The sequence below is a fragment of the Nocardia callitridis genome (genome assembly GCF_039543305.1).
GTDB classification, from domain to species: Bacteria; Actinomycetota; Actinomycetes; order Mycobacteriales; family Mycobacteriaceae; genus Nocardia; species Nocardia callitridis.
The window spans coordinates 1,992,307-2,018,387 of sequence record NZ_BAABJM010000001.1; the positions used below are offsets into that span (position 1 = coordinate 1,992,307).

Sequence of the window (26,081 nt, forward strand, 5' to 3'; positions counted from 1 at the left end):
CGGCGGTGGATGGTGCGTGTGCGATGTCGGATAGTGCGGTCGTACTGGTGGATAGTGCGGGCGCGATAGCGGATTGCGTGCGCACTGCGATCGAACCACCACGAGTACAACCGCGCGGCACGCATTCCCAAGTGCGCGGAGTCACCGTCACGGCAACGGGTGGGTCGGCGACGTGATCCCAGTATTCCCGCCGAAAAACGCACTCCTGCAAGCTTGTCGAGGAACAATCACCGCCGACCACCCCCTCTTACATTGGGCCCACCAACTCACCGAACTCCACGAACGCAAACGCGCGGCCCCGGAGTCCACCCACCCCGACGTCGACCGCCACCGCACCACCCTGATCACCACCATCGACCACTGGATCACCAACAACCTCCCACCCACCCACGGCAGCGCCATGATCCACACCGAATCCGCAGGCACAGTAATAGACCGCCTAGCCAACCTCACCTCCCACGCCTACGCCGCCCTCACCAGCCCCCACGAACAAGACCTCTGGAAAACCTGGGAACACCTGGCCCAGTTGGCCATCGGCTACGAAGACCTAGCCACCGACGTTCACACCGGCCGCCGCCGCCTACCCGGCGCGCGATGAACACCTGCGTCGCTACTTTCCGGGCCGAGCGCCTGACTGTGCGGTCATACGTTCCGGCCTAGATCAGCACTTGCCGTGCACAATCCACCGCCGCGGGTGTTCCAGCCTGGCACGCAGGGAAACGGCGTCCGGTGGCCCGGACTAAGCCGCAGAATGTGTGCGTGAGGGCTGGCTCGAAACCACCGTTGTTGTTCTTGGACGTCGATGGGACGTTGCTACCGCGTCCTGCGGCGGCGCCTTCAGTAGAGGAGATCGACTGGTCTGCATGGCAACAGCCGACGAACCCGGCCTTGTCCGGGTTGACTCGGGTGCTCGGCGACAGGCTGCTGGGGTTGGGGTGCGAATTGATGTGGGCTACCGGGTGGGGTGACGACGCCAACCGTGTCATTGCCCCGATTCTCGGTCTGCCGCAGCTTCCGGTAGCGAGGTTGCCTGAGTATCCCGGCGGCGACTACTACGACGATGAGTTGCACTGGAAAACCCGGACTTTGGTCAGCCTGGCCGAGGGGCGCCGTTTCATCTGGATCGATGACGAGATCAGACAACAAGACATGGCCTGGGTGAGAGGCAACCACTGTGGCAGGGCTTTGCTTCATCGAGTGGATGGATTTCGCGGGCTGCTCGACACGGACTTCGCGGTCCTGACCGAATGGCTGCTGGCAACGTAGCTGGTGGCCGAGAGCCGTGCCGCTCCAGCTGTTCGTCCATTGGTACCGCGTGGTCGACCTCGTTGATGCCGGGACACAGGAGAGTGTGCGCCCGACCGAGTGACGTGCTACTTCAACACGTATGGCGATACTGAACTCCGATGCTCACTGATATCGAGCACCTTCCCCAAGGGCGGAAACGCGCGTTGCGGACAGTTCGCGCGCTCACACACGCGACACCCGGCGCCGATCGGAGTCGGCTGCACTTGGTCGAGGTCGATGCCGTCGGCGTAGGTGACGCGTCCGGCGTGGCGTAGTTCGCAGCCGAGGCCGATGGCGAAAGTCTTGCTGGGTTGGCCGTAGCGGGTGGCGCGGCGTTCTACCGTGCGGGCGATCCAGAGGTATTTGCGTCCGTCGGGCATCTGCGCGATCTGGGTCATGATCTTGCCGGGGTAGGCGAAGGTTTCGTAGACATTCCAGAGGGGGCAGGTGCCGCCGCTGGAGGAGAAGTGGAAACCGGTGGCGGACTGGCGTTTCGACATGTTTCCCGCGCGGTCTACGCGGACGAAGGAGAAGGGGACTCCGCGTAGTTCGGGGCGTTGCAGGGTGGAAAGGCGGTGGCAGATGGTTTCGTAGCTTTGGGCGAAGAACGCGGAGAGGCGTTCGATGTCGTAGCGGAATTTCTCGGCGACCTCGTGGAACTGGGAATACGGCAGGACCGTCGCGGCGGCGAAGTAGTTGGCCAAGCCGAGCATTGCCAGGCGGCGAGTGTCTTCGGACGCGAAATTGCCTTCATCGACCAGCTTTTCGAGTAGTTCACCACATTCGAAGTAGGCCAATTCGGCCGCTAGCTTGAAGGTGCGCTGACCGCCCGAGAGGTGCGGCGCGATCTCGAGCTGCCTGGTGGCGGGGTCGTAGCGGTGCAGGACTCCTTCGCCGAGGTCGATGCGCTCGATGATGTGCACGTCGTGCGAACGCAGGGTGCGGGCGATCTCGGTTTTCACGTCGCCGCCGTGTAATCGGATACGTGCGGTGAGTTCCTCTGCGGCGGTATCCAATTCGTGAATGTAGTTCTGGCGTTGGTAGAAGTAGTCGCGCACTTCCTCGTGTGGCTTGCTGATCGCACCGCTGCCCGCGCCGTCGGCGAAGCGATCCTCGGTGGCGGCGGCCAACTGGGCGGAGGTATTGCGGTAGCGGTTGTGCATGTTGACCAGGGCGCGCGCCATGGTCGGATGCGCCGACACGATATCCGCGATCTCCTGGGTGTCGGCCTCGATGCCGAGCTCCTGGTCCATCGCGACCTCTTGGAGTTCGGCGATGAGTCTGGTGTCGTCCTGGGAGGAGAAGAAGGTCGCGTCGACGCCGAAGACGTCGCCGATCTTGAGCAGCACCGGCACCGTCAGCGGGCGCACGTCGTGCTCGATCTGATTGAGGTAGCTCGCCGAGATCTCCAACTTCTGGGCGAGTGAGATCTGGCTGAGCCCCCGCTCGGTGCGCAACTGGCGAAGGCGCGCGCCGACGTAAGTCTTGGCCATGTGACCGAGAATATGCCTGTTTCGCAAGCTTGCCAAGAAAGCATTAACAGCTGATTGCCGCACATTGTCATACCGACCGGCTACCGTCGAGTTCGTGCTGTTCTCGCATGTCGTCCGCGTTTCGGCGGCCGTCCGCGCCACCACCTCGCGCAAGACCAAGATCGCGACGCTGGCCGAGCTGTTGGGATCGGCCGCCCCGGAGGAACTCGCGCCCGTAGTCGCGTGGGTGTCGGGGGAGCTGCCGCAGGGGCGCCTCGGCATCGGCTGGCGCACCCTGACCGCGCTGGAACACGGCGCCGCGCAGGACGAGCAGTTGTCGGTGATCGAGGTGGACGATGCGTTGCGCCGCATCGCGGAGACGAAGGGCACAGGCGCGCGCGCCACCCGCGTCGAGTTGCTCGCAGGACTGTGGGCTACCGCGACGCGGGACGAGCAGAGTTTCCTGCTGCGCCTACTCAGTGGCGAATTGCGCCAGGGCGCGCTCGCCGCCCTCGTCGTGGAGGCCGTGGCGGTGGCCGCGCGCGTACCGGTCGAGCTGGTCCGCCGCGCCTACATGCTCTCGGGGCAATTGCCGATCACGGCCGCCGCCGCGCGTACCGGGGGCGAGGCGGCCCTGCGCGAATTCCGGTTGGAGGTGGGCCGCGCGGTGCGTCCCATGCTGGCCGCACCCGGTGCCTCGCTCGAGGAGGCGATGGCGGAGTTCGACGGTGCGGTGAGCGTGGAACACAAGATGGACGGCGCGCGCATCCAGGTCCATCGCCGCGGCGCGGAGGTCTGGGTCTTCACCAGGACCCTGCGTGATATCACCGGCGGTGTCCCCGAACTCGTCGAATTGGCGCGCGGCCTCGACTGCGAGAGCGTGGTGCTGGACGGGGAAACCCTCGCACTCGATGACGCCGGTCGGCCGCGACCCTTCCAGGAAACGATGAGCCGCTTCGCCGAAGTGAGCTCCACTCGCGAGCTACTGCTGCATCCCTATTTCTTCGACTGTTTGCACCTCGACGGCGTTGATCTGCTGGACGCGCCGTTGCTCGAGCGCCGGGCGGCACTAACGAAAGTCGCTCCCACACAGAGCATTCCAGCGATCATCCGACCCGACAACGAGGTGGTCGAAGAATACTTCGACGGTGCGCTCGCCTCGGGGCACGAGGGGGTGATGATCAAAGCGCTCGACGCGCCCTACGCGGCGGGTCGGCGCGGGCGAGCGTGGCAGAAGATCAAACCCACGCACACCCTCGACCTGCTGGTACTCGGCGCGGAGTGGGGTTACGGCCGCCGCACCGGATATCTGTCCAACCTGCACCTCGGTGCGCGCGACGGCGAAACGGGTGAACCGGTGATGGTCGGCAAGACCTTCAAAGGACTCACCGACGCGCTCCTGCAGTGGCAGACAGTCGAATTCCCCCGTCACGAACGCAGCAGCGACGAGCACACCGTGTATCTGTGGCCGGAACTGGTGGTCGAGATCGCACTCGACGGGGTGCAGGTGAGTTCGCGCTATCCGGGTGCGGTCGCGTTGCGGTTCGCTCGCGTGGTGCGCTACCGACCGGACAAGCGTCCCGAGGACGCCGACACCATCGACGCGGTCCGGCGATTACTGCCATGAGCGGGGGATTGGCGACCGAACAGAAGAGTTGCCAAATCCCTGCCAACTGTTTACCGGATGGTGCCTGAGGATCGTATTTGCGGTGCCGCACACTGTAGGGGTGACCGTCGAATTACTGATTCTGCTGATAGTCATCGTCACCGCACTGGCTTTTGATTTCACCAACGGCTTCCACGACACCGCGAACGCGATGGCGACCTCGATTGCCACGGGAGCGCTGCGGCCCCGCGTGGCCGTGGCACTTTCGGCGGTTCTCAATCTCGTCGGCGCGTTTCTCTCGGTGGCCGTCGCGGCCACCGTGGCCAAGGGCATCGTTCGGCTCGACGCCGTCAGCGGCAACGATCTGTTGATCATCGTGTTCGCCGGATTGGTCGGCGGCATCCTCTGGAACCTGGTCACCTGGCTGTTCGGTCTGCCGTCGAGTTCCTCGCACGCACTGTTCGGCGGACTGATCGGTTCCACCCTCGCCGCGCTGGGCTGGAGCGGCGTGATCTGGGCCGCCGGATCCGACGGCGTGGTCGTCAAGATCATCCTGCCCGCGGTGCTGGCGCCGATCGTCGCGGGGCTCGTCTCCGCGATCGGCACCTGGCTGGTCTACCGGATCACCGAGAGATCCGATCCAGGCAAGGTCGAAGAGGGGTTCCGGTGGGGGCAGATCGGTTCGGCCTCGCTGGTCTCGCTCGCGCACGGCACCAATGACGCGCAGAAGACGATGGGCGTGATTTTCCTCGCGCTCGTCGCGCACGGCACGCTCACCAAGAACGACGACATGCCGCTGTGGGTGATGGGGGCGTGCGCCCTCGCTATCGCCGCGGGCACCTACCTCGGTGGCTGGCGGATCATTCGCACCCTCGGGCGTGGGCTGGTCGAGATCGATTCGCCGCAGGGTTTGGCCGCCGAATCGTCCTCGGCCGCGATCATTCTCACCTCCGCGCACTTCGGTTTGCCGCTGTCGACCACGCAGGCCGCCACCGGTTCGATCCTCGGCACCGGCATCGGTAAGGGCGCCGAGGTGCGCTGGGGGGTGATGGGCAGGATGGCGGTCGCCTGGCTGCTCACCCTGCCGCTGGCCGGTGTCGCCGGTGCGTTGTGTTGGGCCATCGCGCATTTCATCGGCGGTTTGCCCGGCGTGCTTGTGGTGTTCGCGATCCTGCTCGTGCTTTCGGCTCTGATGTATGTGCGCTCGCGGCGTGATCCGGTCGACACCAGCAATGTCAACGAATGGCCCGGCGACGGCGCACCACAGCCGGTGCAGCTGCCGACCTCGTTGTCGGAATCGACGACCCACTCCACTCGGGCCTAGGAGGAGTAACCGTGCACACGCTCATCACGAATCTCAACGCCCTGTGGCAGGTGACGCTGGCCGGGTTGATACTCGGTGCTGGGTTGCCGATGATCTTCGCCGTCGGTGTGCGATTCTGGTCGATCGCCGCGCCAGTCACCGAAGCTGGCCGTGCGGGCCAGCGCGCTTACCCGGCGCTGCTGGTCGCGCTGTTGTGCTTCGGACTGGTGCTCGCGGCGATCGTGGTCGGAATCCTTTACACCGCGAAAGCTTTCATCGCCGCCAAGCTCGGAATTCATCTGTTCGGCGAGTCCTGAAGGGATATCCGTGACTGACCAAGCGAAGACCGACCAGGCGAAATCAGGGTCGGTGCGGCCCAACCTGTTGCACAAGATCGTCGGGTGGTTGCGTGCTGGGTATCCGCAGGGGGTGCCGCGTTCGGACTATGTCGCACTGCTCGCGGTTTTGCACCGCCACCTCACCGATTTCGAGGTGGCCGCGATCGCCGAAGAGTTGATCGCCGCGTCGGGGACCGAGGCCGAGGACACAGTGGGCTCAGCGGGCACCGAGAACGCAGCGGGCACCGAGAACGTGCAGGCCCCCGAGAACATCGAGTCCGCCGGTCCGCTCGCGTCCGAGTCCGCCGGATTCATCGCTGCCGAGCCGAATGCCGCCGAATCGAATGCAGGCAGGGCCGATGGTCGGGCACCCGGCGACGCCCCGGCTGACACCACCGCCGACGACACCGTGCTGGCCACCGCGATCAGCCACGAGGAGATCGTCGAGGCGATCGAGCGCTACGCCAAACTGCGACCCTCCGACAGCGATATCGCCCGGGTCGCCGCGCATCTCGCCGCGGGCGGATGGCCGCTGGCCGACCCGCCCGCCGATTCGGACTGAGACGATCGCATGCCGCCGTTCCTCAACACCATCATCGAGTGGCTGCGCGCCGGGTACCCCGACGGTGTCCCCGAAGCCGACTACATCCCGTTGCTGGCATTGCTGCGCCGCCGCCTCGCCGACGACGAGGTGCGCGAGATCGCCGCGGAACTCACCAGATCCGGTGAACTCCCGGCCGACAAGACCGACATCCTGGTGATGATCACCAAGGTCACCAACGAAATGCCTTCGGAGACGGATGTCGCGCGCGTGCAGGCCCGGCTACACGCCTGGCCGCACGACGAGTGAGCGCCAACAGCTCTCAGCCTCCTCACATCCGCATCCAGGGATTTCCACAGGTGCCACAGCCAAAGTGAATATGTCGGGGAAGCGTTCCGACATTTCACCGGTGGGCAGCTGCCCTTGTCCCACCACGGTCGACGGCGCCGTCCCCCTCCGGCGCCGTCGACCACCCTCGTTTCCGGGAGTCGCTGCCGCGCCGAGTTCACCGGCCGCACCGATTCGGAACATTAAGCGCGACAAGGCTTTCGGCTGCGCGGTGCATGCAGCTGTTGCGGCCGAACGGTATCGCGTCCACCTGTCGGGGTCGCGATGGTCAGGGTGTTCGCGCCGTGGTTGATTCAGTAGTGCGTCCCCGACCACCCGCACCGGGACCTGCCGGACCAATTGCGAGGAGCGCACCTTCCTCGGGCGTGGACTATCCGCAGGATGGCGCGAGCAGTCGGGCGCGTGCGACTGCGGCTTGCCCGCGCAGACGGCGTGCGCAGCTGCCGTTTGGGTGCCGGTCTAGGCGCGTCGGGCCGGTCATGACGGGAAGGGGCTGTGGTCGTCACGGCGCGAGCTCGTCGTCGGCCCGAGTGGCGTCGGTGATCTTCGAACGCGACGGCTCGACCGTGGTCGACGTCCGGAGTGAGTCGGAAGTCCAAAGGCGATATGTCACCGTGGCAGTCGCGAGCGCGGCTCGAGCCGAGGGCTCGCTCGTAGGCGCGATGTGCCGGTCAGTAGGCGGGGGGCGTTCGGGTTCGGTGCGTATCGTGCCGGTCTTGGCTGCTTCCCAGTAGTGCGTGCGGCGGGTGCGACCCATGGCGTGGGTAAACGCGTGAGGTCCCCGGCACGAGAAACAGTTCAGGCAGCCAGCAAGCGCAGCAGGCGTTCGGTTTCGGTGTGGACCGCGTGGCGGGCGGGGGTGAGGTACTTCCTCGGGTCCGACAAGGCCGGTGAGTGGGCGAGAGTTGTTCGGATGGTGTCGGTGAGCTGGATGTTCAGGCGGGTGGCGATGTTGATTTTGCGCATGCCGTTGGCGACGGCGGCGCGCAGACCCGCGTCGGGGACGCCGGAAGAACCGTGCAGCACAAGGGGAACCGGGACCTTCGCGGCCAGGCGGGCGATCAGCTCGTTGTCGAGTTCCGCGTCGCGGGTGTGCATGGCGTGCGAGGAGCCGACGGCGACGGCGAGTGCGTCGATGCCGGTATCGGCGACGAACGCGACGGCCTCGTCGGGGTCGGTGCGGGCACCGGGTGCGTGCGCGCCGTCCTTGCCGCCGACCTCACCCAGTTCGGCTTCGATATGCACGCCACGATCGCGGCACCAGCGCGCGAGTTGGGCGGTGGTGGCGACATTGGCGGCGTAGTCGAGGGCCGCGCCGTCGTACATCACCGAGTCGATTCCCAATTCGACTGCGGTGTATACCAATTCTGGTGTCGTAGCGTGATCGAGATGGACCCCGACGGCGGCGGTGCTTTCGGCCGCGATGCGCAGGCACGCGAGCGCGAGTGGCGCGAGGCTGCCGTGATAGCGCGCGGTGTTCTCCGAGAGTTGGATCACCACCGGCAATTTCGTGGATTCGGCGGCCGAGGCTATCGCCTCGGCGTGTTCGAGAGTGATCGCGTTGAACGCGCCGAGACCACCGGGACGGCTGGCGGCGATCAGGTCGGGAACCGGCGTCAACGGCACGGCGAGGTCTCCTGGAGGTAGGGCCGACCCCACGTGCGCCGAGACGCCGTGTGAGTCACGAGGCTTCTTGGCGGCTGGGTAGTTCCACTTGTTCGACGAGCACGGTCGGGGATAGTCGCTTGCGCAGGGCGCGGTCGATCTCGCCCGCCACCGGGATGACCACGGCGGCGGCGGAGGTCGCGACGGCGTCGACCAGGATGGCGGGCCAGTCCGGGGTGCCGCGATCGGAAAGCCCCGCGATCACCGCCGCGGTCGCGGAATCGCCCGCGCCGGTGGGGTTTCCGGCGATCGGTTCGGGCAGCGCCGCCGACCACGCGCCCGCCTTCGTGACGGCAACGATGCCCGCGCTGCCCCTGGTGGCCACCACGGCGCGAACACCGTTGTCGATCAATGGCTGGGCGGCCTCGAAAACTTCTGCGGCGCCTGCGGATTCGACACCCGTGAGCAGCCGGAGCTCGTCGACATTGGGGGTGAGCACCACGCCGGGTACCTGCGCGGCCAGGCGCAGCGCGTCGCCGTCGATATCGCACAGGGTCGGCACATTGGCGGCGATAGCGGCGCGCGCGATCTCGGCGGGCAGGCTCGGGTCGATGCCACCTGGCAGCGACCCGGAGATGACGAGACCGTCGATATCGGGCAGCAGGCCGGTCACCCGGACGGCGAGCTGCTCGGCCGCGTGCGGGTTGGACACCCGCGCGCCGGGTTCCCAGAGCGCGGTGGCGGTGGCGTCGTCGGATTCGCTGATCACCACCGTGCGCCGCACCCATGGCAGGGCGTGCACGAAATCGACCGGCATCTCCAGTTCGGCGGCGGCGGCGAAGGCGTGGTCGGAGAATCCGGTGGCACGCGCGTACTTGCCGAGCTGGTTGAGCACCCGGGTGACATTGATGCCTTTGCCGCCGAGGCGCTGTTCCACCGAACGGACCCGGTGCGCCTGGCCGCGTTCGAAGTGCTCGACACGGTAGGTCATGTCGTAGGCGGGGTTCATCGTCACGGTGAGGATCACGACATCAACGATCCACGTCTGAGCACGCGACGCAACTGTAAGTTGTCACCGACGATCAGGAGATCGGCGTATTGCCCTGGCCGCAGGTCGCCGATATCGGTGCGTCCGAGCACGGCCGCGGGAGTCGATGTCGCCGCGCGGACCGCCGCGCGCAGGGGAATGCCCGATTCGCGCACTGTCCGCGCCAGACACGACAGCAGCGTGCTCACCCCGCCCGCGATCGAACCGTTGGCGATTCTGGCGACGCCGTCGCGCACCGTGACAGCCTGGGGTCCGAGTCGATATTCGCCGTCGCTGAGACCGGCGGCCTGCATGGCGTCGGTGATCAGCGCGACGCGATCGGGTGCGGCCGCGAAGACCAACGCGGCGAATCCGGGGTCGACGTGGACGCCGTCGTTGATCAGTTCGACGGTCACGTTTCCGGCCGCCGCGGCCACCAGGCTCGCCGCGACCGGGCCGGGAGCGCGGTGGTGCGTCGGCGGCATACCGTTGGCCAGGTGCGTGACCAGACCGCCTGAACCCTTGGGGCGCAGGGCATCCGAGAAGGTGGCGAAGTCGGCGTCGCTGTGCCCTAGTGCGACGACGACGCCGCGTTCGGCGAGCTGCCGCGCGAGCGCCGCGTAGCCGGGGCGCTCGGGGGCGAGCGTCATCACCCGGAGCTGACCACCGCCCGCGGCGAGGAGTTGTTCGGCCGTGGCGGGGTCGGGGTCGTGCAGAAATCGGGGGTCCTGCGCGCCGCAGCGAGCGTGCGAGAGGAAGGGGCCTTCGGCGTGAATCCCGGCGAGCACACCCTCTCGTGCGAGTTCGCCGAGCATGGCGATCTGGGCGACCATCTCCTCGACCGGCCCGGTGACGACGCTGGCGAGCAGCGTCGTCGTTCCGGTCGCGTGGTGGTAACTCGCCGCCGCACGCGCCTGTGCGTGATCGACCGAATCGAACCGATGCCCGAGTCCGCCGTGATTGTGAAGGTCCACAAGGCCGGGCAATATGGTCCCGGAAAATTGTGGTTCGGGGGAGTGCCGGTGTGTCGAAGACCACTCCACGAACGGGGTGACGGACGCGATGCGTTCACCCCGCACAGAAATAACTCCATCGTCCAGTTCGATGCTGGCCGAGACGATGCGGCCGCGAATCTCGGTGCTCATCCGATGGCACCCTGTCGCGCCAGTCGCGCCGCGCCGACCAGTCCGGCGCGGGCGCCGAATTCGCCGACGACGACCCTCGGCGCTGGCACCAGTCGTAGGCGCTCGGTGAGCGCGCTGTGCAGTGGCTCGGTGAGTACGGTCGCGGCACCGGCCAGGCCGCCGCCGAGGATGAGCAACTCGGGGCAGGCGGCGTGGACGATGCCGAGTAGTCCTTCGGCGAGTGCGTCGACCGCGTCGGCTACCACGGCGGCGGCATCGGCATCGGTGTCGATGATGTCGAAAACCTTTGCGGCGCTGTCGATAGTGGTACCGGTGCGCCGGGTATACGCCCGGCTGATCGCCGCGCCGGATGCCACGGTCTCCACACAGCCGGTATTGCCGCACGCGCAGGGCAATCCGCCGCCGCGCCGGATCGGCACGTGGCCGTATTCGCCCACCTGCCCGTAGGCGCTGCGCACCAGTCGACCATCGACCGCGAGGGTGCCCGCGATGCCGGTGCCGAGGATGAGCACGCACACGGTGCGGTGGCCACGGCCAGCGCCGAATCGCCATTCCGCCCAACCCGCAACGGCCACATCGTGTTCGATCACCGTCTCGATGCCCCAGCGCCGGGTGAACCGGTCGCCCAACGCGACGTCGTGCCAACCGATATTGCTGCTGAATACGGCGATCGAGCGCTCGGTGTCCACGATGCCCGGCATGATGAGCGCGCCGCGCGCGACCCGATCCCGTTGCGGGCCGGTGAGTTCGGTGAGCAGGCGGTCGCCGAGTTCGTCGACGGCCTCGAATGCGCGCTCTCCGAACGGTGTCGGCACGGTGTGCGCGGCCAGCACTGTGCCGTCGGCGTCGGTGATCTCACCTTTGATGGTGGTGCCACCGACGTCGATGCCGAGCACCGACGCGTCCTCGGCGAGCGCCGCGGTGTCAACCACGACGGCCCGCATGCGGTGCGCGGCGGGGGCGCGGCCAGGCCAGTTCGGCGTGCGGGTTCACGGCTTCAGTAGGACCGAGCGCGCGAGACTGCGCGGATGATCGGGGTCGAGACCGAGATCGGCCGAGCGCAGCAGGCACAGTTGGTGCACGCGCAGCAGATCCGCCATCGGATCGATAGCGCGATGTTCGAAGTGTGCGCCGGTGGCGGCCACGTCGTCGGCGAAGTTCTCGACCAGTGGGCCGAACGCCCACACCGCGCGTCCCGGCGCGGAAATGCTGATCGGGCCGTGCCGATATTCGGTGGCGGGGTATGCCTCGGTCCAGGATTGGCAGGACTCGCGCAGCTTGAGACCCGCCTCGTCGGCGATCGCGGCGGCGAATCCCATGCCGACGAAGCTGATCTGCGCCGCGGCGCGCACCTGCGCCAACGAGACCGAGGGATCTTCGGCGAGTACCGCGCGGCCCTGCGCGATGACCGGTGTCAGGTCTTCGCCGAGGTGGCTACGCAGGATCGCGAGTGTCGTTGTCGCGAAACGGGTTTGCACGACCGACTGTTCGTCCACCTGGTCGATGAGGATCGGCTCGGCGAGATCGAGTACCGGAGTGCCTCGGCTGGAGCAGATCACCGCGCGCGGGACATCGGCGGGAAGCGCGCGCATCGCCTCGACCACCTCGGTGGTGGTGCCGGAACGGCAGATCACCAGGTAGCGGTCGTAGTCGCGGGTGTGGTGCACATCGCTGGCCGACCACGCGTCGGTGACGCCGTGACCGGAGGACTCGCGCAGCGCCGCGAACGCGCGAGACATGAACAGCGAAGTGCCGCAGCCGATTACCGCGACACGTTCACCCTCGCGGGGCAGGATGTCGCGGTGTCGCGTGGCGATGGCGTCCGCGCCGGCCCAGTCGTCGGGCTGGGTGGAGACCTCGGCGGCCAGGTAAGGCGCTGGGCGGGAACGGTCGGAATTCGGCACGACAACAACAATCGCCCCGGTGATCGTTCATGTCAACTTAACAACGAAATCGGTCACAGATGATCATCGTTGGCGTTAGATTGAGAACCGGTCGATCAGTTCGATCCATCATCGGCCCTGCGCTGTCGCCGGGTGTGCATTATCGAAAGGTTCTACTCGTGAAAAGAACACACCACGGCATGCTCGCGGGGTTCGCGATGGTCACGGGGCTCGCGTTGGCGATCAGCTCCTGCGGTTTCGGCTCCACCGATTCCGGCGACTCCGACACCACCATCAACTTCCTCGCACCCACCTACAGTGACGGCGATACCGGCACAAAAGCCTTGTGGGACGGCATCATCGCCGACTTCCGTGCCGAGAATCCCGACGTCACCGTGAATCTCGAGCTGGAATCCTGGGATTCGATCAACGACGTGGTGCGCACCAAACTGCAATCGGAATCGACGACACCCGACATCCTCAATATCGACGCCTACGCGAGCTTCGCGAGCGACGACATGCTCTACCCGGCCCCCGAGATCGTCTCCGACCAGGTGCTTTCCGATATTCAACCCGGATTCGCGAAGAACGCCTCGATCGAAGGCACCCAGTACGCGCTGCCGCTGTTCGCCTCCACGCGCACCCTGTTCTACAACAGCGAGCTGTTCGAGCGGGCGGGCATCGCCACACCACCCAAGACCTGGGCCGAGTTGACCGAGGCCGCCAAGAAGATTCAAGCCCTCGGCGGCGGAGTGTCCGGCTACGGCCTGCCGCTGGGCAGCGAGGAAGCCCAGGGCGAGACCTCGATCTGGACCTTCGGCGCCGGCGGCAGCTGGTCCGAGGGCGACAAGGTCACCGTCGACACTCCGCGCAACCTCGAAGGCGTGCGTGCGATCCGCGCACTGGTCGATGCCGGTGCTACCCAACCGAATCCGGGCGCCACCGACCGCAAGGACGTGATCAACGCGTTCATCCAGGGCAAGATCGGCATGATCGAGGGATTGCCACCGACGATCGGTCAGATCGCGGCCAAGAACCCCGGCTTGCGCTACGCGACCGCGCCATCGCCCACCAAGACCGGCGAACCCGTCACCCTCGGTGTCGCCGACCATCTGATGGCGTTCAAGAAGGACGGTAAGAAGGCCGCCTCGATCAAGAAGTTCCTGGACTACTTCTACTCGCCGCAGGTGTACGCGAATTTCGTCAGCCACGAGGGCTTCATTCCCATCACCAACAGCGCCACCGCCGTGCTCGCCGACGACCCGGTGACCAAGGCCTTCGCACCGACCCTGCCGGTTGCCGAGTTCTATCCGAGCAACAACGCGAAATGGGCTGCCGCGCAGGGTGCCATCCGGCAGCAGATGGGCACGATCGCGCAGGGGGCCGACCCGGCGCAGGTGCTCGGACGGATTCAGGAAGCCGCGAACTGACGTGTCACGCAGTACATCCCGGGTAACGTCCACGCCGGGCAAGGCGCTGGCCGCGATACCGTGGATCGGTCCGGTGCTGATCCTGATCGCGGCCGTCGTCGCCTTCCCCGCGGGCTACATGGTGTGGACGAGCACCAGGGACCTCAGCTCCTACGGCCAAGACCGCGGCGGTGCGGGGCTCGCCAATTTCCGCACCCTGTTCGACATTTCCGAACTCGGTGGTGTGCTCGTGCACACGGTGGTGTGGGTGGTCGCGGTCGTGCTGATCACGCTGGTGCTATCCGCGGCGCTCGCGCAATTTCTGAACAAGGATTTTCCCGGACGCACCGCGGTGCGCCTGGCGATCCTGGTGCCGTGGGCGGCGTCGGTGGTGATGACGACGACGATCTTCTACAACATGCTCGACCCTGATGTCGGCATCGTCAATCGATTCCTCGTCGACATCGGCGTGCTCGACCGCGGTTTCGGCTTCACCAAACAACCGGGACCCGCGTTCCTGGTGGCGATCGGGGTCGCGGTGTTCGTCTCGATCCCGTTCACCACCTACACCATGCTCGCCGGGCTGCAAGCGATTCCGGCCGAGATGCACGAGGCGGGGCGCATCGACGGTGCGAGCGCGTGGCAGCGCTACCGCTTCCTCACCCTGCCGCAACTGCGACCGGCGATCGCGGTGGCCACGATCATCAACATCATCAACGCGTTCAACTCGTTACCGATCCTGCAGGTGCTCACCGGCAGCATCGCGGGATTCTCGGCCGACACCACGACCACGTTGACCTTCAAGCTGATTCGACAGAATCAAGAGATCGATACCGCCGCCGCGATGAGCGTGCTCAACTTCGCGCTGATCATCGTGATCATCGCGGTGTATGTGAAGCTCGTGCGGCCGGTGAAGGGGGTCGACGAGTGACCACATCCACCGTGACCGTCGACGCGCGAAAGTCCGCGGTGCAAGGCAAATCGGTCCCGGGCTCACGCGGCGGGCGGGTATGGACCAGGCGTAGGCGGTGGGAACTCACCGCCGCCGGCGTGCTGATCGCCGCGCTGTTCCTGATCCCGTACGTGGTGATGGTGCTGGGCTCGCTGAAAACCAGCGCGGAGATCCGGCGCATCCCGCCGACCTACCTGCCCGAGACCTGGCACCCCGACAACTACGCCACCATGTGGGACACTCCGGAATCCCCGCTGCCGTTCAACCTGGTGAGCACGGCCATCATCGCGGTCTTCGCCACGGTGCTCGTGCTGCTGGTGGCGATACCGGCCGCGTATTACACCGCGCGGCACCGTTTTCCCGGTCGCGCGGTATTTCTCGGGGTGGTGCTGGTGACCCAGATGCTGCAACCCACCGTGCTGGTGACCGGACTGATCCGGGAATTCTTCGTGCTCGGGATCAACGACACGTGGCTGGCGATGATCCTGGTCAACGCCGCGTTCAATCTCTCGTTCGCGGTGTGGATCCTGCACAGCTTCTTCGCCTCGATCCCGGTGCAGATCGAGGAGGCCGCGATGCTCGACGGGCTCAACCGCCGCCAGATCCTGCTGCGGGTGAGTTTGCCGCTGGTCTGGCCTGGCATCGTCACCGCGACGATCTTCGTGCTGGTGTCGTGCTGGAACGAATTCGCGGCCAGCCTGGTGATCTTGACCAGCCCGAAGAATCAGCCGATCTCGGTGGCACTCACCAAATTTATCGGACAATACGACACCGCATGGCATTACGTGTTCGCCATTTCGACCGTCGGTATCGTTCCGGTGGTGATCTTGTTCGCGTTCATCGAGAAGCGGCTGGTCGCGGGACTCACCGCGGGCAGCGTGAAATGACGTCGGCGACCGGGCCGACCAACCGTCCGCAACGCTGGAACCGGCTGCTGGAACTGCTCGCCGAATCGGGACGGCTCTCGGTGGAAGAGACCGCAGAACGCCTCGGCGTCTCCGCGGCCACCGTGCGGCGCGACTTCACCACCCTGGCCGAACAACAATTGGCGACCAGGACACACGGTGGTGTGGTGGCCACCTCGGTCGCCTACGAGTTGCCTGCCCGCTATCGGCAGACCGCCGACGCGGCCAAACAACGCATAGCCGAACGTGCCGCCGCACTGGTCGACGCCAGGTCGGTGGTCGGAATCAACGGCGGCACCACGACAACGGTCGTCGCACGGGCCCTGGCCGGACGCACCGACCCCGAACTGTCCGGCGATCAACAACTGACCCTGGTGACGAACGCGCTGAACATCGCGGGGGAGATGGTGCTGCGGCCGCACATTCGCACCATCGTGCTCGGCGGTGTCGCGCGGCGCGAATCCTATGAACTACACGGTCCTTTGGCCGAACGCGCGCTGGCCGAACTACGCCTGGACGAGCTGATCCTCGGCGTGAACGCGATCTCCGTGGACGGCGGCGCGCAATGCAGGCACATCGACGAAGCCGGGGTCACCACCGAGATGGTGCGCCGCTGCGGGCGCGTGCTCGTGGTCGCCACCTCGGACAAGTTGCAGCGCAGTGCCCTTGCCAGGATCTGCGGGATCGACGAGGTGGACGTGCTAATCACCGACGCCGACGCGGACCCGGCCGCCGTCACCGCGATGGAGGCGGCCGGGGTGCGCGTGGACGTGGTCTAGTCAGGCGCGCTCGACCTTGATGGTCATTCCGGCCGCGCGCAGCCGCTCGGTCAGCGCGTCACCCATCGCCGTGGCAGGGGTGAGTACGCCGGACAGTTCCGGCTGCTTGTCGGTGTCGAAGGCCAGCGAGAGTCCGCTCTCGCCGAGCAGCACGGCGGTGGCCTGGTAGCCGGGGTCGCCGGTGCCGGCGAATGTCGCGACGTATTTCGCGCCGGATGTGGTGCGCGCGAAGGTCTTCATTTTGAACCATCCACTGGTGCGGGCGCTTTCGCTCGGCCCGGTGCCCGGCTTGGGCAGCACGCGGTCGAGCACCTTGCGGCCGACCGACACTCGCGACAGCAACGCGCCCGCCGCGAGCCCCGCGACGATTCCGCCCGCGATACCCGCCGCCACCAGCGGAGCCGTTGGTGAACTGCCGGCGCTCATCACCTCGCGGTAGCGGAAGTTCTTGCCGTACACCCAGCCGAGCAGGCCGTTGCTGCGTCGCACGATCTTGGTGTTGTGCGCGGCCATCACGAACGTGCTCACCCAGCCGTCCAGGCTCGGGTCGATCGCGCTGGCCCGCGCGAGCGCCTGATCGGTCTGGCGGCCCACCTCGGGATCCATCGACTTGTCCGGGCTCAGCGAATACGGGTGCGCGAGCACCGATCCCTTGGACGAGTCGGCCGCGACGGCCTCCATCATCGCCCGGCCCGAATCGATCGTCCCGCCGCTGACGCCGCCCTTCAAGGTGGCTACCAGGGTGGTGTCCGTTAGCTCGCCGGTGTTGTCGTCCACCGAGCTGCGGTAGAGCTGATACACGCTGAGGTCCGAGGGCACCGAGTCGTAGCCGCAGGAATTCACGATCTTCGCGCCGGTGCTCGTCGCCTGCTCGTGGTAGCCGTCGATGGCGTCGCGGACGAAAAGCGGTTCGCCGGTGAGATCGGCGTAGTGCGTGCCTGCCTTCGCGCAGGCCGCCACCATCGGCAGGCCGTAGCGCAGGTACGGGCCGACCGTGGTGACCACGACCCTGGTGCGTTCTGCCAACGCGTCGAGCGCAGCCTGATCGGTGGAATCGGCCACCACCAACCCCCAGTCGGCGGCCTCGGGTCCGAGGTCGGCGCGCACTGCGGTGAGCTTGTCCAACGAACGGCCCGCGAGTGCGATCCGCGCCGAATCCGGCGCTGCCCCAACCAAATAGGCGGCGGTGAGTTTGCCGACGAAGCCGGTCGCGCCGAAGAGGATCAGATCGAATTCTCGGGTGTCTGCCATGGTTTCCGTTCTGCCACTAAGCCTCGCGGCGTAGCTCGGCGGCATCGCTCGAGCTCGCACCGGTCGGTGTCGCGGCGGTGTTGTCGGTGGTCTTCGTTGTCGATGCCTTCTTGGCACGCGGCTGCTTGCTCGCGGTGGTTTTCTTCGGCTTCCTCGCCGCGGCGGTATTCGCTTCCCTCGGTTTCTCGGCAAGCCAACGGTGGTGTGCGACACCGAGTTCGGTGACCGGTTCTTCGTCGTAGAGCCATTCACGGGAAACGCGATGCCAATTCGCGGTGCAGCCGAGCTGACCCAAGGTGCCGAAGGTGAGGAAATCGGCGCGACGGGAGAACAAATGCTCCGGCGGCAGATTCTGATGTTTCATGCCCGCGAACTCGCCCGCCCTCGGGTCGACCGCGAGCAGGAAAGCGCCGCTGGCCAATTCGGGGGTGATGGTGAGCTCCTCGTCGATCAGGCACCACTCCGAGGCGGAAAGTACGTACTCCAAACAGTCCTCGGCGGTGATCTCCTCCGGCGAACTGATCACGCCGCGCTCGATCATCAACTGCCGCAGGTCTTGCGCGCGTCCCTCGCAGGCGGCACGCAGGCACGCGATCTCCAAGCGGACGTGCTCCGGGCCCATCCGATTGAACAGGCCGAAATCGAGAAATCCCACGCGACCGTCGTCGGCGAGCAGCACATTACCGGGATGCGGGTCGCCGCAGAACTCGTGGAAGGTGAACAACGAACCCACATAGAAGCGGTAGATGATCTCACCGATCCGGTCCCGCTCCCGTTCGGGTAGCTCGCGGACCTCGGCGAAACTCTTTCCCGGCAGATACTCGGTGACCAACACCCTGGTCGAGCTCAGTTCCGGTACCGAACGCGGAACCACGATGAACGGATGACCGGCGTACAGATCCGCGATCTGCGCCTGGGTCTGCGCCTCGGTCCGATAATCGAGTTCGCTCTCCAGATTCAGCCGAAGCTCGTCGAGCACCGCTGGTGTCACCCACGGCAGCGCCGATTGCAGCATCTTCCGAAACATGGCCAGGTTCTTCAGGTCCGCGCGCACGGCCGTATCGATGCCGGGATACTGCACCTTGATCGCGACCTGTCTGCCGTCGTGCAGCCTGCCGCGATAGACCTGACCGATCGAGGCCGCCGCCACCGGCTCGGGCTCGAACTCCGCGAACAGCTGCTCGAGCGGCTTGCCGAAATCGTCCTCGATGACCTTGCGCATCGCCTCGAACGAGACCGTCGGTGCCGCGTCACGCAGTACCGCCAGCCGCTGCTGGAATCGTTCGCGATGATTCTGCGGCACCAGGTCCAAATCGAGCACGGACATCATCTGTCCGAGTTTCATCGCGACACCCTTCATGGTGCCGAGCACCGCGACCACCTGCTCGGTGGTGCGAATCATGGACTCCTCGGCCATCTTCGCGCGGACCGCCTCCGACCTGCCCCGCATGGTCAAGCGGGTGCGCTGGGTTCGAATCACCGAACCGGCGGCGACCGCACCTAGTTTGGTGCCACGAGCAAGTCGAGAAGTGGGGACCTGCTTCGCCATCGAGGTACCTCCATTGGTGCCGACGCGGGCGGCCGCTCGGCGCCCGAGTCGAACTGGGGCCGGACCGCTCGGGGTTCAGACTAACCAACCTTGCGGCGATGTCGAGTCGCGCGATCGCCTTTTGCTAGCGCCCCAGCTAGCACCCGTGTCGACACGCGGGTCAGGACTCGGTGGCGGCGTCCTCGGTCCCCGCGGCGTCGGTCTTCTCGCGCGCCGCGACGGCGTTCTTCGCGTCGAGCGCGGGGGTGGGTAGCACATGCGGCTGGTTGTTGAACGTCTCGCGCGAACCATTGGCGCGGGCCATGCCCTCGATGGCGCTCCAGGCCATCATGGTCAGGTAATCGATCACTTCCTCGCGGGAGATCGACTTCTCCGTCGTCCACCAGTGCGTCGCCAGCTGAATCCCGCCGACCAGCACATACGACCAGAGCAACGCGCCGTCGGTCTCGATGCCCTTCTCACCGGCACGCGCGGTGATCACCGCGGCGACCACCTCCGCGAACAGCTTCTCGAACTCCGCCAGCGAGGACTGCTCGTTCGAGCCGTTGCCCATGATGAACCGATAGACCTCGGGGTCCTCGTCCACCGTGCCGACATATTCGGCCAACGCCGAGCGGGTGAGTTGATATTCGTCGGCGTCCAGGCTGATCGCGCCGTAGACCCTCGGCATCAGCGTGGTTTCGATGAACCGCTGCATCGTCGCGCGGACCAGGTCGTTCTTATCGGAAAAATATCGATATAGCACGGTTTTGGAGACGCCGATCTCGGCGGCGATCTCATCCATCCCCGCGCCGCTACCTCGGGCGCGCACCGCGGCGAGAGTGCCGTCTACGAGCTCCTCGCGACGATCGATCTTGTGTTGGCGCCAACGACGTTTGCGACCGTCCGGTCGGCCGGTGCGCACCGCCGACGGTCGCTCGGCCCGTTCGCCGACGTCGACGATGTCTTCGGTGGACAGCGTGAGCTCCTTATGTTGCGTGTGTCGACCTGTTACGTGTCCTGATGTCCCCAGCTTATGTCCCGGCCACCGTCGATTGTCACGATTGGGGTCGGTATGCGTCACGAACCACACTTGTCCGCCTCGCACCGGCCGTACGCGCCGGAGCACAGCAGAATGGTCGCTATGCAGAATGCTCCCGACAACAGCACGGTCGTGGACACCCCCGCCGCGTCGAACACCTCTGTATCGAACACCTCCGCACCCGAACCGACGAGCGCGTTCGCCGCAGTGCTCGACGAAGAGGGCAAGCGCCGCGACCTGTGGCGGATGAAGGCCTTCGCGACCGGCCTACTCGCGCTGGCGACGGTGATCTACCTGTGCTGTCGCTGGCTGGAATCCTCCGACGACGCGGGAGCCTGGGTGGGCTACGTGCGTGCCGCCTCGGAGGCGGGCATGGTCGGCGCGCTCGCCGACTGGTTCGCGGTGACCGCGCTGTTTCGGCATCCGCTCGGCCTCCCCATCCCGCACACCGCGATCATCAGGAAGAAGAAGGATCAGCTCGGTGCCAGTCTCGGCACCTTCGTCGGCACGAATTTCCTTGCTCCCGAGGTGGTTTCGGCCCGGGTGAGCGCGGCGCAGGTGTCCTGGCGGGTCGGTCGATGGATGGCCGATCCCGAGCACGCCGCACGGGTGGCGCAGGAGAGCTCGACGATTCTGCGCGCCGTGGTTGGCGCGTTGCGTGACGAAGACGTCGAGCAGGTCATCGACAACACCATCGTCAAGCGGATCGCCGAGCCGCTGTGGGGGCCGCCGATCGGGCGGGTGCTCGCGGAATTGTTGGCCGACAATCGTCAGCTGGCGCTGTTGGACATGCTCGCCGAGCGGGCGCACCAGTGGGCGCTGGGTTCGCAGGAGACGATCGACAAGATCGTTCTGCGTGAGGCGCCGCAGTGGGCGCCGAAATTCGTGAATGTGTTGCTCTCGGAGCGGGTCTACCGCGAACTCGTCGAATTCACCTGGAAGATCAGGGCCGACCCGGAACACGATGTGCGCCTGGCGGTCAACGGTTTCCTCGAGGAGTTCGCCGAGGACCTGCAACACGACGAGGCCATGATCACCAAGGCCGAGCGGATCAAGTCACAGATCATGGGGCGCGAGGAGATCACCGGAATGGCCGAGGCTACGTGGCGTGCGGCCAAGCGTTTGATCCTGGAATCGGCCGATGACCCCGACAGCACATTGCGCCGCAAGGTCGCCGAGAACGTGCAGCAGTTGGGTGAGCGGTTACGCGACGATGACGGCATGCGCGCCAAAGTCGACAACTGGATCGATCGCGGGGCACGCTACCTCGTGGAGAACTACGCGGGGGAAATCACGACCCTGGTTACGGATACGGTGGCGAGGTGGGACGCCGACGAGGCGAGCAAGAAGATCGAATTGCAGGTCGGTCGGGATCTGCAATTCATCCGTATCAACGGAACGGTGGTCGGTTCGCTTGCCGGCCTGCTGATCTACACGATTTCGCAGCTGATGTTCGGCGGCTAGTCCTCCGGCACGAACACGCCGCGTAAAGAGTGCTTACAGACTGCTTGCAATAGTTAGCACCCTGTCCTATCATCGATTTCGTACAACGCCAGAAGGTGAGTGATGGCTGAAAAGCCCGAGGTTTCCGCCGAGTACACCGACAACGAGTCCGAGCAATCGGCAGGAGTTGGCGACAAGGCGGCCCGCGTGGTGAACGCGGCGCACGACATCGGCGGTTTCATCAGGTCGCAGCGGGAGGCCGCACAGGTCTCGCTGCGACAGCTCGCCACCCTGGCCGGAGTGAGCAACCCCTATCTCAGTCAGATCGAGCGGGGATTGCGCAATCCGTCGGCCGAGGTACTCGCGCAGATCGCGAAAGCGCTGCGGGTGTCCTCGGAGGTGTTGTACATCCGGGCCGGCTATCTCGAACAGCGGCCGCACAGTCCGGTCCGGGACGCGCTGCTCGCCGACACTTCGATCAGCGAGCGGCAAAAACAGGTGCTATTGGATATCTACGAATCGTTCCGCCGGGAGAACGGCGGTGACGAGTCCGACGAGCCGGTGGCGCCGACCGGAGGGGGAACCGAATGGGACAGCGACGTTCCGCGCACGGACGGTCAGAGCGCCGAAACCGTGTCGACGACAACCGAATCCGTGGATAACGCGGCTACCGCGCCACGCCAGGAGGACGAACCATCATGACCGAGAAGAACCCCACCGTCACCAGGTCACTGCTCGCTACCGTCGGTGCGGGTGATGCCCTCTACGCCGCCGTCACCGATGTGGTGACCCAGGTGCGCGAGCGCGCGAGCACCACCGATGTCTCCGGCAAGGTGGAGGAGGCGCGTGAGCGTTTCGCCACCGTCCCCGCCGACGTGCAGGCACAGTTCGAGTCGCTGCGCGAGCGGCTGTCCGAGCTGCCGTCCGAGCTGCCGGAGGACCTCGCCGAGCTGCGCGAGAAGTTCACCCCCGAGGAACTGCGCGCGCTGGCCGAGAAGTACTACCGTCAGGCGCTCGACGCCTACACCGACCTCGCCGACCGCGGCGAGGAAACCGTCGACCGGCTGCGCAACAACCACCTGGTCGAAGACCGGATCGAGCGCGTCGAGGTGCTCTACACCGACGCCGTCAGCCGGTTCAACGGATTGCTCGGGCGCCCGGGTAAGGCCGAGTCGAGCAATGGCGACAGCGACGAGGTCGTCGACGCCGAGGTCGTCACGGTGACCACCGAGGCCGAGCCCGTCGCCGAGCCGCAAGCGCCGAGCGAGCCGGTGGCCACCGGTGGCGCCACCGCGGCGCCGAAGAAGGCGCCCGCCGCCAAGCGCGCCGCCGCCAAGAAGACCGCCCCGAAGAAGGCCGCGCCCAAGCAGGTCTGACCCGGTCGGCCGTCGTTCGTTCGTGACGTCCCCGCGCGCCCTCGGTGCGCGGGGACGTTGCTCCTATCATGGGTCCTGTGGATACAGCGCAAAGTTTGACCGGGGTAATTCTTCTCGTGCTGTGGCTCGCCGCGTTGGGGGCGGCGATCTTCGCGCTGATCCACGCGGTGCGGCAACGGCCGGACGCGTTCACCGCGGTGGACAAGATGACCAAGCAGATCTGGTTGGCGATTCTCGGTGTCGCGATCCTGCTGCTGCTGATCGCGCCGTTCAGCTTCGGGCTGCTCGCGTTCATCGCCATTGTCGCCACGGGGGTGTACATGGCCGACGTGCGTCCGAAAGTCGATGAAGTGCAACGCGGTCCGCGCTGGTAAACACGCATGACGGCGGGGTTTGCGGGGGCCACCCTGGTGGTTTCCGCGCATCGGAGTTACTGTATCTAGCAGTAACACAAAGGAGTGACCGATGCGCGCAATGTCGCCGAACGCGTTGGTGCCCGCTCGAGGGGGCGGCCGATTCGCCGACCATCGTGCGAAACTGCGCACCAGGACCTATCAGACCGCGGCACTGAACCCGCCGACCGCGCCGCGTGAGGTCATTCCGGTCACCGCCCGTGACGGTGCCGAGCTCCGAGTGCACGCCTACGGTCCCGAGGACGGCCCCGCGCTCGTTCTCGCGCACGGGTGGACCTGCTGCCTCGAATACTGGAACCCCCAGATCAACGCCTTCGCCGACAAGTACCGCGTGATCGCCTACGACCAGCGCGGTCACGGCGACAGCGACTTCGGGTCGAGTCCGCTGAGCATGGACCTGCTCGCCGACGACCTGGCCGATGTGCTCGCGGCGGCGCTGGCACCGGGGGAGAAGGCGGCCCTGGTCGGCCACAGCCTTGGCGCCATGACCGTGCAGGCGTGGGCCGGTCGCTACCCACATCGGGTCGCCGAACAACTCGACGCCGTCGTGTTGACCAACACCGGACCGGACAGTCTGGTCGCCGAGACCACGCTCCTGCCACTGCTGAACAAGCCGCTCGGGTCGCGCGCACGACGGATTCCGATGCCGAGGTGGCTCGGGCGGATCGGACTCGGCATGCCGCTGCTGTTTCCGCCCATCGCACCGTTTCGCCGCCTGTTCGCCAACGGCATCATGAGCAAGGCCGCGACCGGCGATGTGCTCGACTTCAGTCTGTCGATCGTTCGCTCGTGTCCCGCGTTGGTACGCGCCAAATACGGTGTGCTGCTGAGCCGAATGGATGTGGGACAGGCGGCGCGCAAGCTGGTCGTGCCCACCACCGTCATCGCGGGCGAATTCGACGACCTGACCCCCGCGGTGCACGCGGAGCGGATCTGCCGCATGCTCGCCGACACGGGCAGCCTCGACGCGTACCGGTTGCTACCGACCGGTCATCTCGGCAACGCCGAGGCCTACGCGGAGTTCAACCTCGAGTTGGCGCGGGTGCTCGAATCGGTGCGCGATCGCGGACAACCGGATGCCGACGTAGAAATCGCGGGCTAGATTCCGCCGCAAGAGGTTTAGCTGTTCAGGAGTCCATGACGGCCGGGCCTGCCCGGCGAGCCGGTGTGCCCGGATGTCAGCGCGCACGTAGGCGCGGTCAGCGCGATATGTTGCCGTGGAAACCGCGGGATAGCTTCGTCTGCAACGTGTTTCGAGTGGTGTTCAGGGGTCCGTGCCGACGGGACGCTACGCGCGCGAAGCGCGTCTGTCCGGGTGGGGCGCACCGCACGCGCGGTTCAGTGCGCGGCAAAACCGGATGTCGACCCAGCAGTCGCGGGATCGGCGACGGCGACGCGCTCGAGTGATCGCGGCGCGGTTCAGGAGAACACGACGGTGCGGCGTCCGTGCACGAGCACCCGGCCTTCCAGATGCCAGCGCAGGCCACGCGCTAGCACCACGCGCTCGATATCGCGGCCTTGGCGCACCATGTCGCGCACGTCGTCGGCGTGATCGATGCGGGTCACGTCCTGCTCGATGATCGGTCCCGCGTCCAATTCCGGGGTGACGTAGTGGCAGGTCGCGCCGATCAGCTTCACCCCGCGCGCGAACGCCTGATGGTAGGGCCGCGCGCCGACGAACGACGGCAAGAAGCTGTGATGGATGTTGATCGCCTTGCCCGCCCAGTGCGCGCACAGCGCGGCGGGGAGCACCTGCATGAACCGGGCAAGCACCACCGCGTCCGGGTCGTGCTTGTCGACCAGTTCGCGCACCTGCTCGAAGGCGGGACCGCGTTCGGCGGGGTCCTTGGGGAACCGCACGTGATGAAACGGCACGCCGTGTGCCTCGGTGATCGCGCCGAGATCGGGATGGTTGCCGATCACGGCGGCGATATCGGCGGGCAGCTCACCGCTGCTCGCCCTGCCGAGCAGGTCGTGCAGGCAGTGACCGTCCTTGCTGACCAGCAACACCGCCGTGCGGCGCGCACCCGAATCCAACAGCTGCCATTCGGTTTCGGGCCCGAATTCCTCGGCAAGCGCCGCGAATCGCGCGCGCAACCGTGCGAACTCGAACGGCACGGTCGCGGCCTTGATCGCTTGCCTGGTGAAGAACCACCCGGTGTCGGCATCGGAGTGATACCCGGCCTCGACGATCGAACCGCCGAACTCCGCGATCAGCGAGGTGATCCGCGCGATGACGCCGGGCCGATCCAAGCAGCCGAGGGTCAGCACGAAACGGCGATCGTCCTCGTCGGGCACGCGTGAACCCAGTGAGACGGAACTCGGCGACACAGAACTCATGCGCCCATACTCCCAGGTCGAAAGCCTGCGATGAGGCTCGCACCTCGCCGCTGCGGGTTACCGATCGTAAAACGGCTGTGCGTAACGG

Annotated in this window: 26 protein-coding genes; 16 read left to right on the top strand and 10 right to left on the bottom strand. The window is 66.3% G+C overall.

From position 1 onward, the window contains the following. Positions 1–172: 172 nt before the first annotated feature. Both ABEA50_RS08575 and ABEA50_RS08580 read left to right on the top strand, forming a co-directional pair. Positions 173–598, top strand: a complete 426-nt coding sequence (locus ABEA50_RS08575; RefSeq protein WP_345494536.1) for a DUF4254 domain-containing protein — start codon at positions 173–175, stop codon at positions 596–598. Positions 599–792: 194 nt separating this feature from the next. Beyond that, complete coding sequence (locus ABEA50_RS08580; protein WP_345494537.1) at positions 793–1,266, top strand: hypothetical protein; 474 nt, start codon at positions 793–795, stop codon at positions 1,264–1,266. 107 nt (positions 1,267–1,373) lie between these two features. Here the strand turns inward: ABEA50_RS08580 and ramB are convergent, their stop codons facing one another. Beyond that, a complete protein-coding gene (ramB, locus tag ABEA50_RS08585; protein WP_345494538.1) occupies positions 1,374–2,780 on the bottom strand; it encodes an acetate metabolism transcriptional regulator RamB in 1,407 nt (468 codons plus the stop codon). A 94-nt stretch (positions 2,781–2,874) separates the two neighbouring features. Between ramB and ABEA50_RS08590 the strand changes: the two genes are divergently transcribed. From ABEA50_RS08590 to ABEA50_RS08610, 5 genes are all read left to right on the top strand, one after another. Next, entirely contained in the window at positions 2,875–4,386 is a 1,512-nt protein-coding gene (locus tag ABEA50_RS08590) for an ATP-dependent DNA ligase (protein WP_345494539.1), read from the top strand. A 100-nt stretch (positions 4,387–4,486) separates the two neighbouring features. Next, the gene (locus ABEA50_RS08595) at positions 4,487–5,689 is read left to right on the top strand and encodes an inorganic phosphate transporter (protein ID WP_345494540.1); all 1,203 of its coding nucleotides are present in this window, start codon (positions 4,487–4,489) and stop codon (positions 5,687–5,689) included. An 11-nt stretch (positions 5,690–5,700) separates the two neighbouring features. Then, positions 5,701–5,985: a hypothetical protein gene (locus ABEA50_RS08600; RefSeq protein WP_345494541.1), complete on the top strand. Its 285-nt coding sequence runs from the start codon at positions 5,701–5,703 to the stop codon at positions 5,983–5,985. Between the two features lie 10 nt (positions 5,986–5,995). Continuing rightward, positions 5,996–6,568, top strand: a complete 573-nt coding sequence (locus ABEA50_RS08605) for a DUF3349 domain-containing protein (RefSeq protein ID WP_345494542.1) — start codon at positions 5,996–5,998, stop codon at positions 6,566–6,568. Positions 6,569–6,577: 9 nt separating this feature from the next. Then, a complete protein-coding gene (locus ABEA50_RS08610; protein ID WP_345494543.1) occupies positions 6,578–6,856 on the top strand; it encodes a DUF3349 domain-containing protein in 279 nt (92 codons plus the stop codon). Between the two features lie 837 nt (positions 6,857–7,693). On the opposite strand, the gene ABEA50_RS08615 is transcribed toward ABEA50_RS08610, so the two are convergent. The 5 genes from ABEA50_RS08615 to ABEA50_RS08635 are packed head-to-tail and all read right to left on the bottom strand — an operon-like array spanning position 7,694 to position 12,576. Beyond that, positions 7,694–8,521, bottom strand: coding sequence for a class II fructose-bisphosphate aldolase (locus tag ABEA50_RS08615; protein ID WP_345494545.1), 828 nt, complete (start codon positions 8,519–8,521; stop codon positions 7,694–7,696). 55 nt (positions 8,522–8,576) lie between these two features. Then, a complete protein-coding gene (locus tag ABEA50_RS08620) occupies positions 8,577–9,527 on the bottom strand; it encodes a hexose kinase (protein ID WP_345494546.1) in 951 nt (316 codons plus the stop codon). Beyond that, on the bottom strand, positions 9,524–10,672 hold the full coding sequence (locus tag ABEA50_RS08625; RefSeq protein ID WP_345494548.1) for an N-acetylglucosamine-6-phosphate deacetylase: 1,149 nt from the start codon (positions 10,670–10,672) through the stop codon (positions 9,524–9,526). Before ABEA50_RS08625 ends, ABEA50_RS08620 begins: the two co-directional genes overlap by 4 nt. Continuing rightward, a complete protein-coding gene (locus ABEA50_RS08630) occupies positions 10,669–11,604 on the bottom strand; it encodes an ROK family protein (protein ID WP_345494549.1) in 936 nt (311 codons plus the stop codon). The genes ABEA50_RS08625 and ABEA50_RS08630 overlap by 4 nt, the downstream gene beginning before the upstream one ends. A 57-nt stretch (positions 11,605–11,661) precedes the next feature. After that, positions 11,662–12,576: an SIS domain-containing protein gene (locus ABEA50_RS08635; protein WP_345494550.1), complete on the bottom strand. Its 915-nt coding sequence runs from the start codon at positions 12,574–12,576 to the stop codon at positions 11,662–11,664. A gap of 158 nt (positions 12,577–12,734) precedes the next feature. On the opposite strand from ABEA50_RS08635, the gene ABEA50_RS08640 reads away from it, so the two are divergent. Genes ABEA50_RS08640 through ABEA50_RS08655 form a run of 4 tightly spaced genes read left to right on the top strand, consistent with a single transcriptional unit; the run spans position 12,735 to position 16,600 of the window. Continuing rightward, positions 12,735–13,985, top strand: a complete 1,251-nt coding sequence (locus ABEA50_RS08640; RefSeq protein ID WP_345494551.1) for an extracellular solute-binding protein — start codon at positions 12,735–12,737, stop codon at positions 13,983–13,985. Position 13,986: 1 nt separating this feature from the next. Then, complete coding sequence (locus ABEA50_RS08645) at positions 13,987–14,895, top strand: carbohydrate ABC transporter permease (RefSeq protein ID WP_345494552.1); 909 nt, start codon at positions 13,987–13,989, stop codon at positions 14,893–14,895. Further along, positions 14,892–15,803 (top strand): carbohydrate ABC transporter permease, encoded by a 912-nt coding sequence (locus ABEA50_RS08650; protein WP_345494553.1) that lies wholly within the window; start codon positions 14,892–14,894, stop codon positions 15,801–15,803. The genes ABEA50_RS08645 and ABEA50_RS08650 overlap by 4 nt, the downstream gene beginning before the upstream one ends. Next, complete coding sequence (locus ABEA50_RS08655) at positions 15,800–16,600, top strand: DeoR/GlpR family DNA-binding transcription regulator (protein ID WP_345494554.1); 801 nt, start codon at positions 15,800–15,802, stop codon at positions 16,598–16,600. The genes ABEA50_RS08650 and ABEA50_RS08655 overlap by 4 nt, the downstream gene beginning before the upstream one ends. Here the strand turns inward: ABEA50_RS08655 and ABEA50_RS08660 are convergent, their stop codons facing one another. The 3 genes from ABEA50_RS08660 to ABEA50_RS08670 form a co-directional block, all read right to left on the bottom strand. Further along, the gene (locus ABEA50_RS08660) at positions 16,601–17,851 is read right to left on the bottom strand and encodes a saccharopine dehydrogenase family protein (protein ID WP_345494555.1); all 1,251 of its coding nucleotides are present in this window, start codon (positions 17,849–17,851) and stop codon (positions 16,601–16,603) included. A gap of 16 nt (positions 17,852–17,867) precedes the next feature. Then, complete coding sequence (locus tag ABEA50_RS08665; RefSeq protein ID WP_345494556.1) at positions 17,868–19,400, bottom strand: ABC1 kinase family protein; 1,533 nt, start codon at positions 19,398–19,400, stop codon at positions 17,868–17,870. Positions 19,401–19,560: 160 nt separating this feature from the next. Beyond that, positions 19,561–20,304, bottom strand: a complete 744-nt coding sequence (locus ABEA50_RS08670; protein ID WP_425577576.1) for a TetR/AcrR family transcriptional regulator — start codon at positions 20,302–20,304, stop codon at positions 19,561–19,563. A gap of 363 nt (positions 20,305–20,667) precedes the next feature. Between ABEA50_RS08670 and ABEA50_RS08675 the strand changes: the two genes are divergently transcribed. The 5 genes from ABEA50_RS08675 (at position 20,668) to ABEA50_RS08695 (ending at position 24,755) form a co-directional block, all read left to right on the top strand. Further along, the gene (locus ABEA50_RS08675) at positions 20,668–21,885 is read left to right on the top strand and encodes a DUF445 domain-containing protein (RefSeq protein WP_345494727.1); all 1,218 of its coding nucleotides are present in this window, start codon (positions 20,668–20,670) and stop codon (positions 21,883–21,885) included. A gap of 102 nt (positions 21,886–21,987) precedes the next feature. Continuing rightward, entirely contained in the window at positions 21,988–22,566 is a 579-nt protein-coding gene (locus tag ABEA50_RS08680; RefSeq protein ID WP_345494558.1) for a helix-turn-helix domain-containing protein, read from the top strand. Further along, on the top strand, positions 22,563–23,240 hold the full coding sequence (locus ABEA50_RS08685) for a heparin-binding hemagglutinin (RefSeq protein WP_345494559.1): 678 nt from the start codon (positions 22,563–22,565) through the stop codon (positions 23,238–23,240). Before ABEA50_RS08680 ends, ABEA50_RS08685 begins: the two co-directional genes overlap by 4 nt. A gap of 68 nt (positions 23,241–23,308) precedes the next feature. Then, the gene (locus tag ABEA50_RS08690; RefSeq protein ID WP_345494560.1) at positions 23,309–23,614 is read left to right on the top strand and encodes a DUF2516 family protein; all 306 of its coding nucleotides are present in this window, start codon (positions 23,309–23,311) and stop codon (positions 23,612–23,614) included. 91 nt (positions 23,615–23,705) lie between these two features. Further along, complete coding sequence (locus ABEA50_RS08695; RefSeq protein WP_345494561.1) at positions 23,706–24,755, top strand: alpha/beta fold hydrolase; 1,050 nt, start codon at positions 23,706–23,708, stop codon at positions 24,753–24,755. A gap of 317 nt (positions 24,756–25,072) precedes the next feature. Here ABEA50_RS08695 and purU read toward each other — a convergent pair whose 3' ends face one another. After that, complete coding sequence (purU, locus tag ABEA50_RS08700) at positions 25,073–25,993, bottom strand: formyltetrahydrofolate deformylase (protein WP_345494562.1); 921 nt, start codon at positions 25,991–25,993, stop codon at positions 25,073–25,075. Positions 25,994–26,081 lie beyond the last annotated feature (88 nt).

Coding starts and splice junctions, on each gene's coding strand:
- ramB (WP_345494538.1), bottom strand. CDS start 2,780: ATGGCCAAGACTTACGTCGGCGCGCGCCTTCGCCAGTTGCGCACCGAG.
- ABEA50_RS08610 (WP_345494543.1), top strand. CDS start 6,578: ATGCCGCCGTTCCTCAACACCATCATCGAGTGGCTGCGCGCCGGGTAC.
- ABEA50_RS08625 (WP_345494548.1), bottom strand. CDS start 10,672: ATGAGCACCGAGATTCGCGGCCGCATCGTCTCGGCCAGCATCGAACTG.
- ABEA50_RS08655 (WP_345494554.1), top strand. CDS start 15,800: ATGACGTCGGCGACCGGGCCGACCAACCGTCCGCAACGCTGGAACCGG.
- ABEA50_RS08660 (WP_345494555.1), bottom strand. CDS start 17,851: ATGGCAGACACCCGAGAATTCGATCTGATCCTCTTCGGCGCGACCGGC.
- ABEA50_RS08665 (WP_345494556.1), bottom strand. CDS start 19,400: ATGGCGAAGCAGGTCCCCACTTCTCGACTTGCTCGTGGCACCAAACTA.
- ABEA50_RS08675 (WP_345494727.1), top strand. CDS start 20,668: ATGAAGGCCTTCGCGACCGGCCTACTCGCGCTGGCGACGGTGATCTAC.
- ABEA50_RS08680 (WP_345494558.1), top strand. CDS start 21,988: ATGGCTGAAAAGCCCGAGGTTTCCGCCGAGTACACCGACAACGAGTCC.
- ABEA50_RS08685 (WP_345494559.1), top strand. CDS start 22,563: ATGACCGAGAAGAACCCCACCGTCACCAGGTCACTGCTCGCTACCGTC.
- ABEA50_RS08690 (WP_345494560.1), top strand. CDS start 23,309: ATGGGTCCTGTGGATACAGCGCAAAGTTTGACCGGGGTAATTCTTCTC.
- ABEA50_RS08695 (WP_345494561.1), top strand. CDS start 23,706: ATGCGCGCAATGTCGCCGAACGCGTTGGTGCCCGCTCGAGGGGGCGGC.
- purU (WP_345494562.1), bottom strand. CDS start 25,993: ATGAGTTCTGTGTCGCCGAGTTCCGTCTCACTGGGTTCACGCGTGCCC.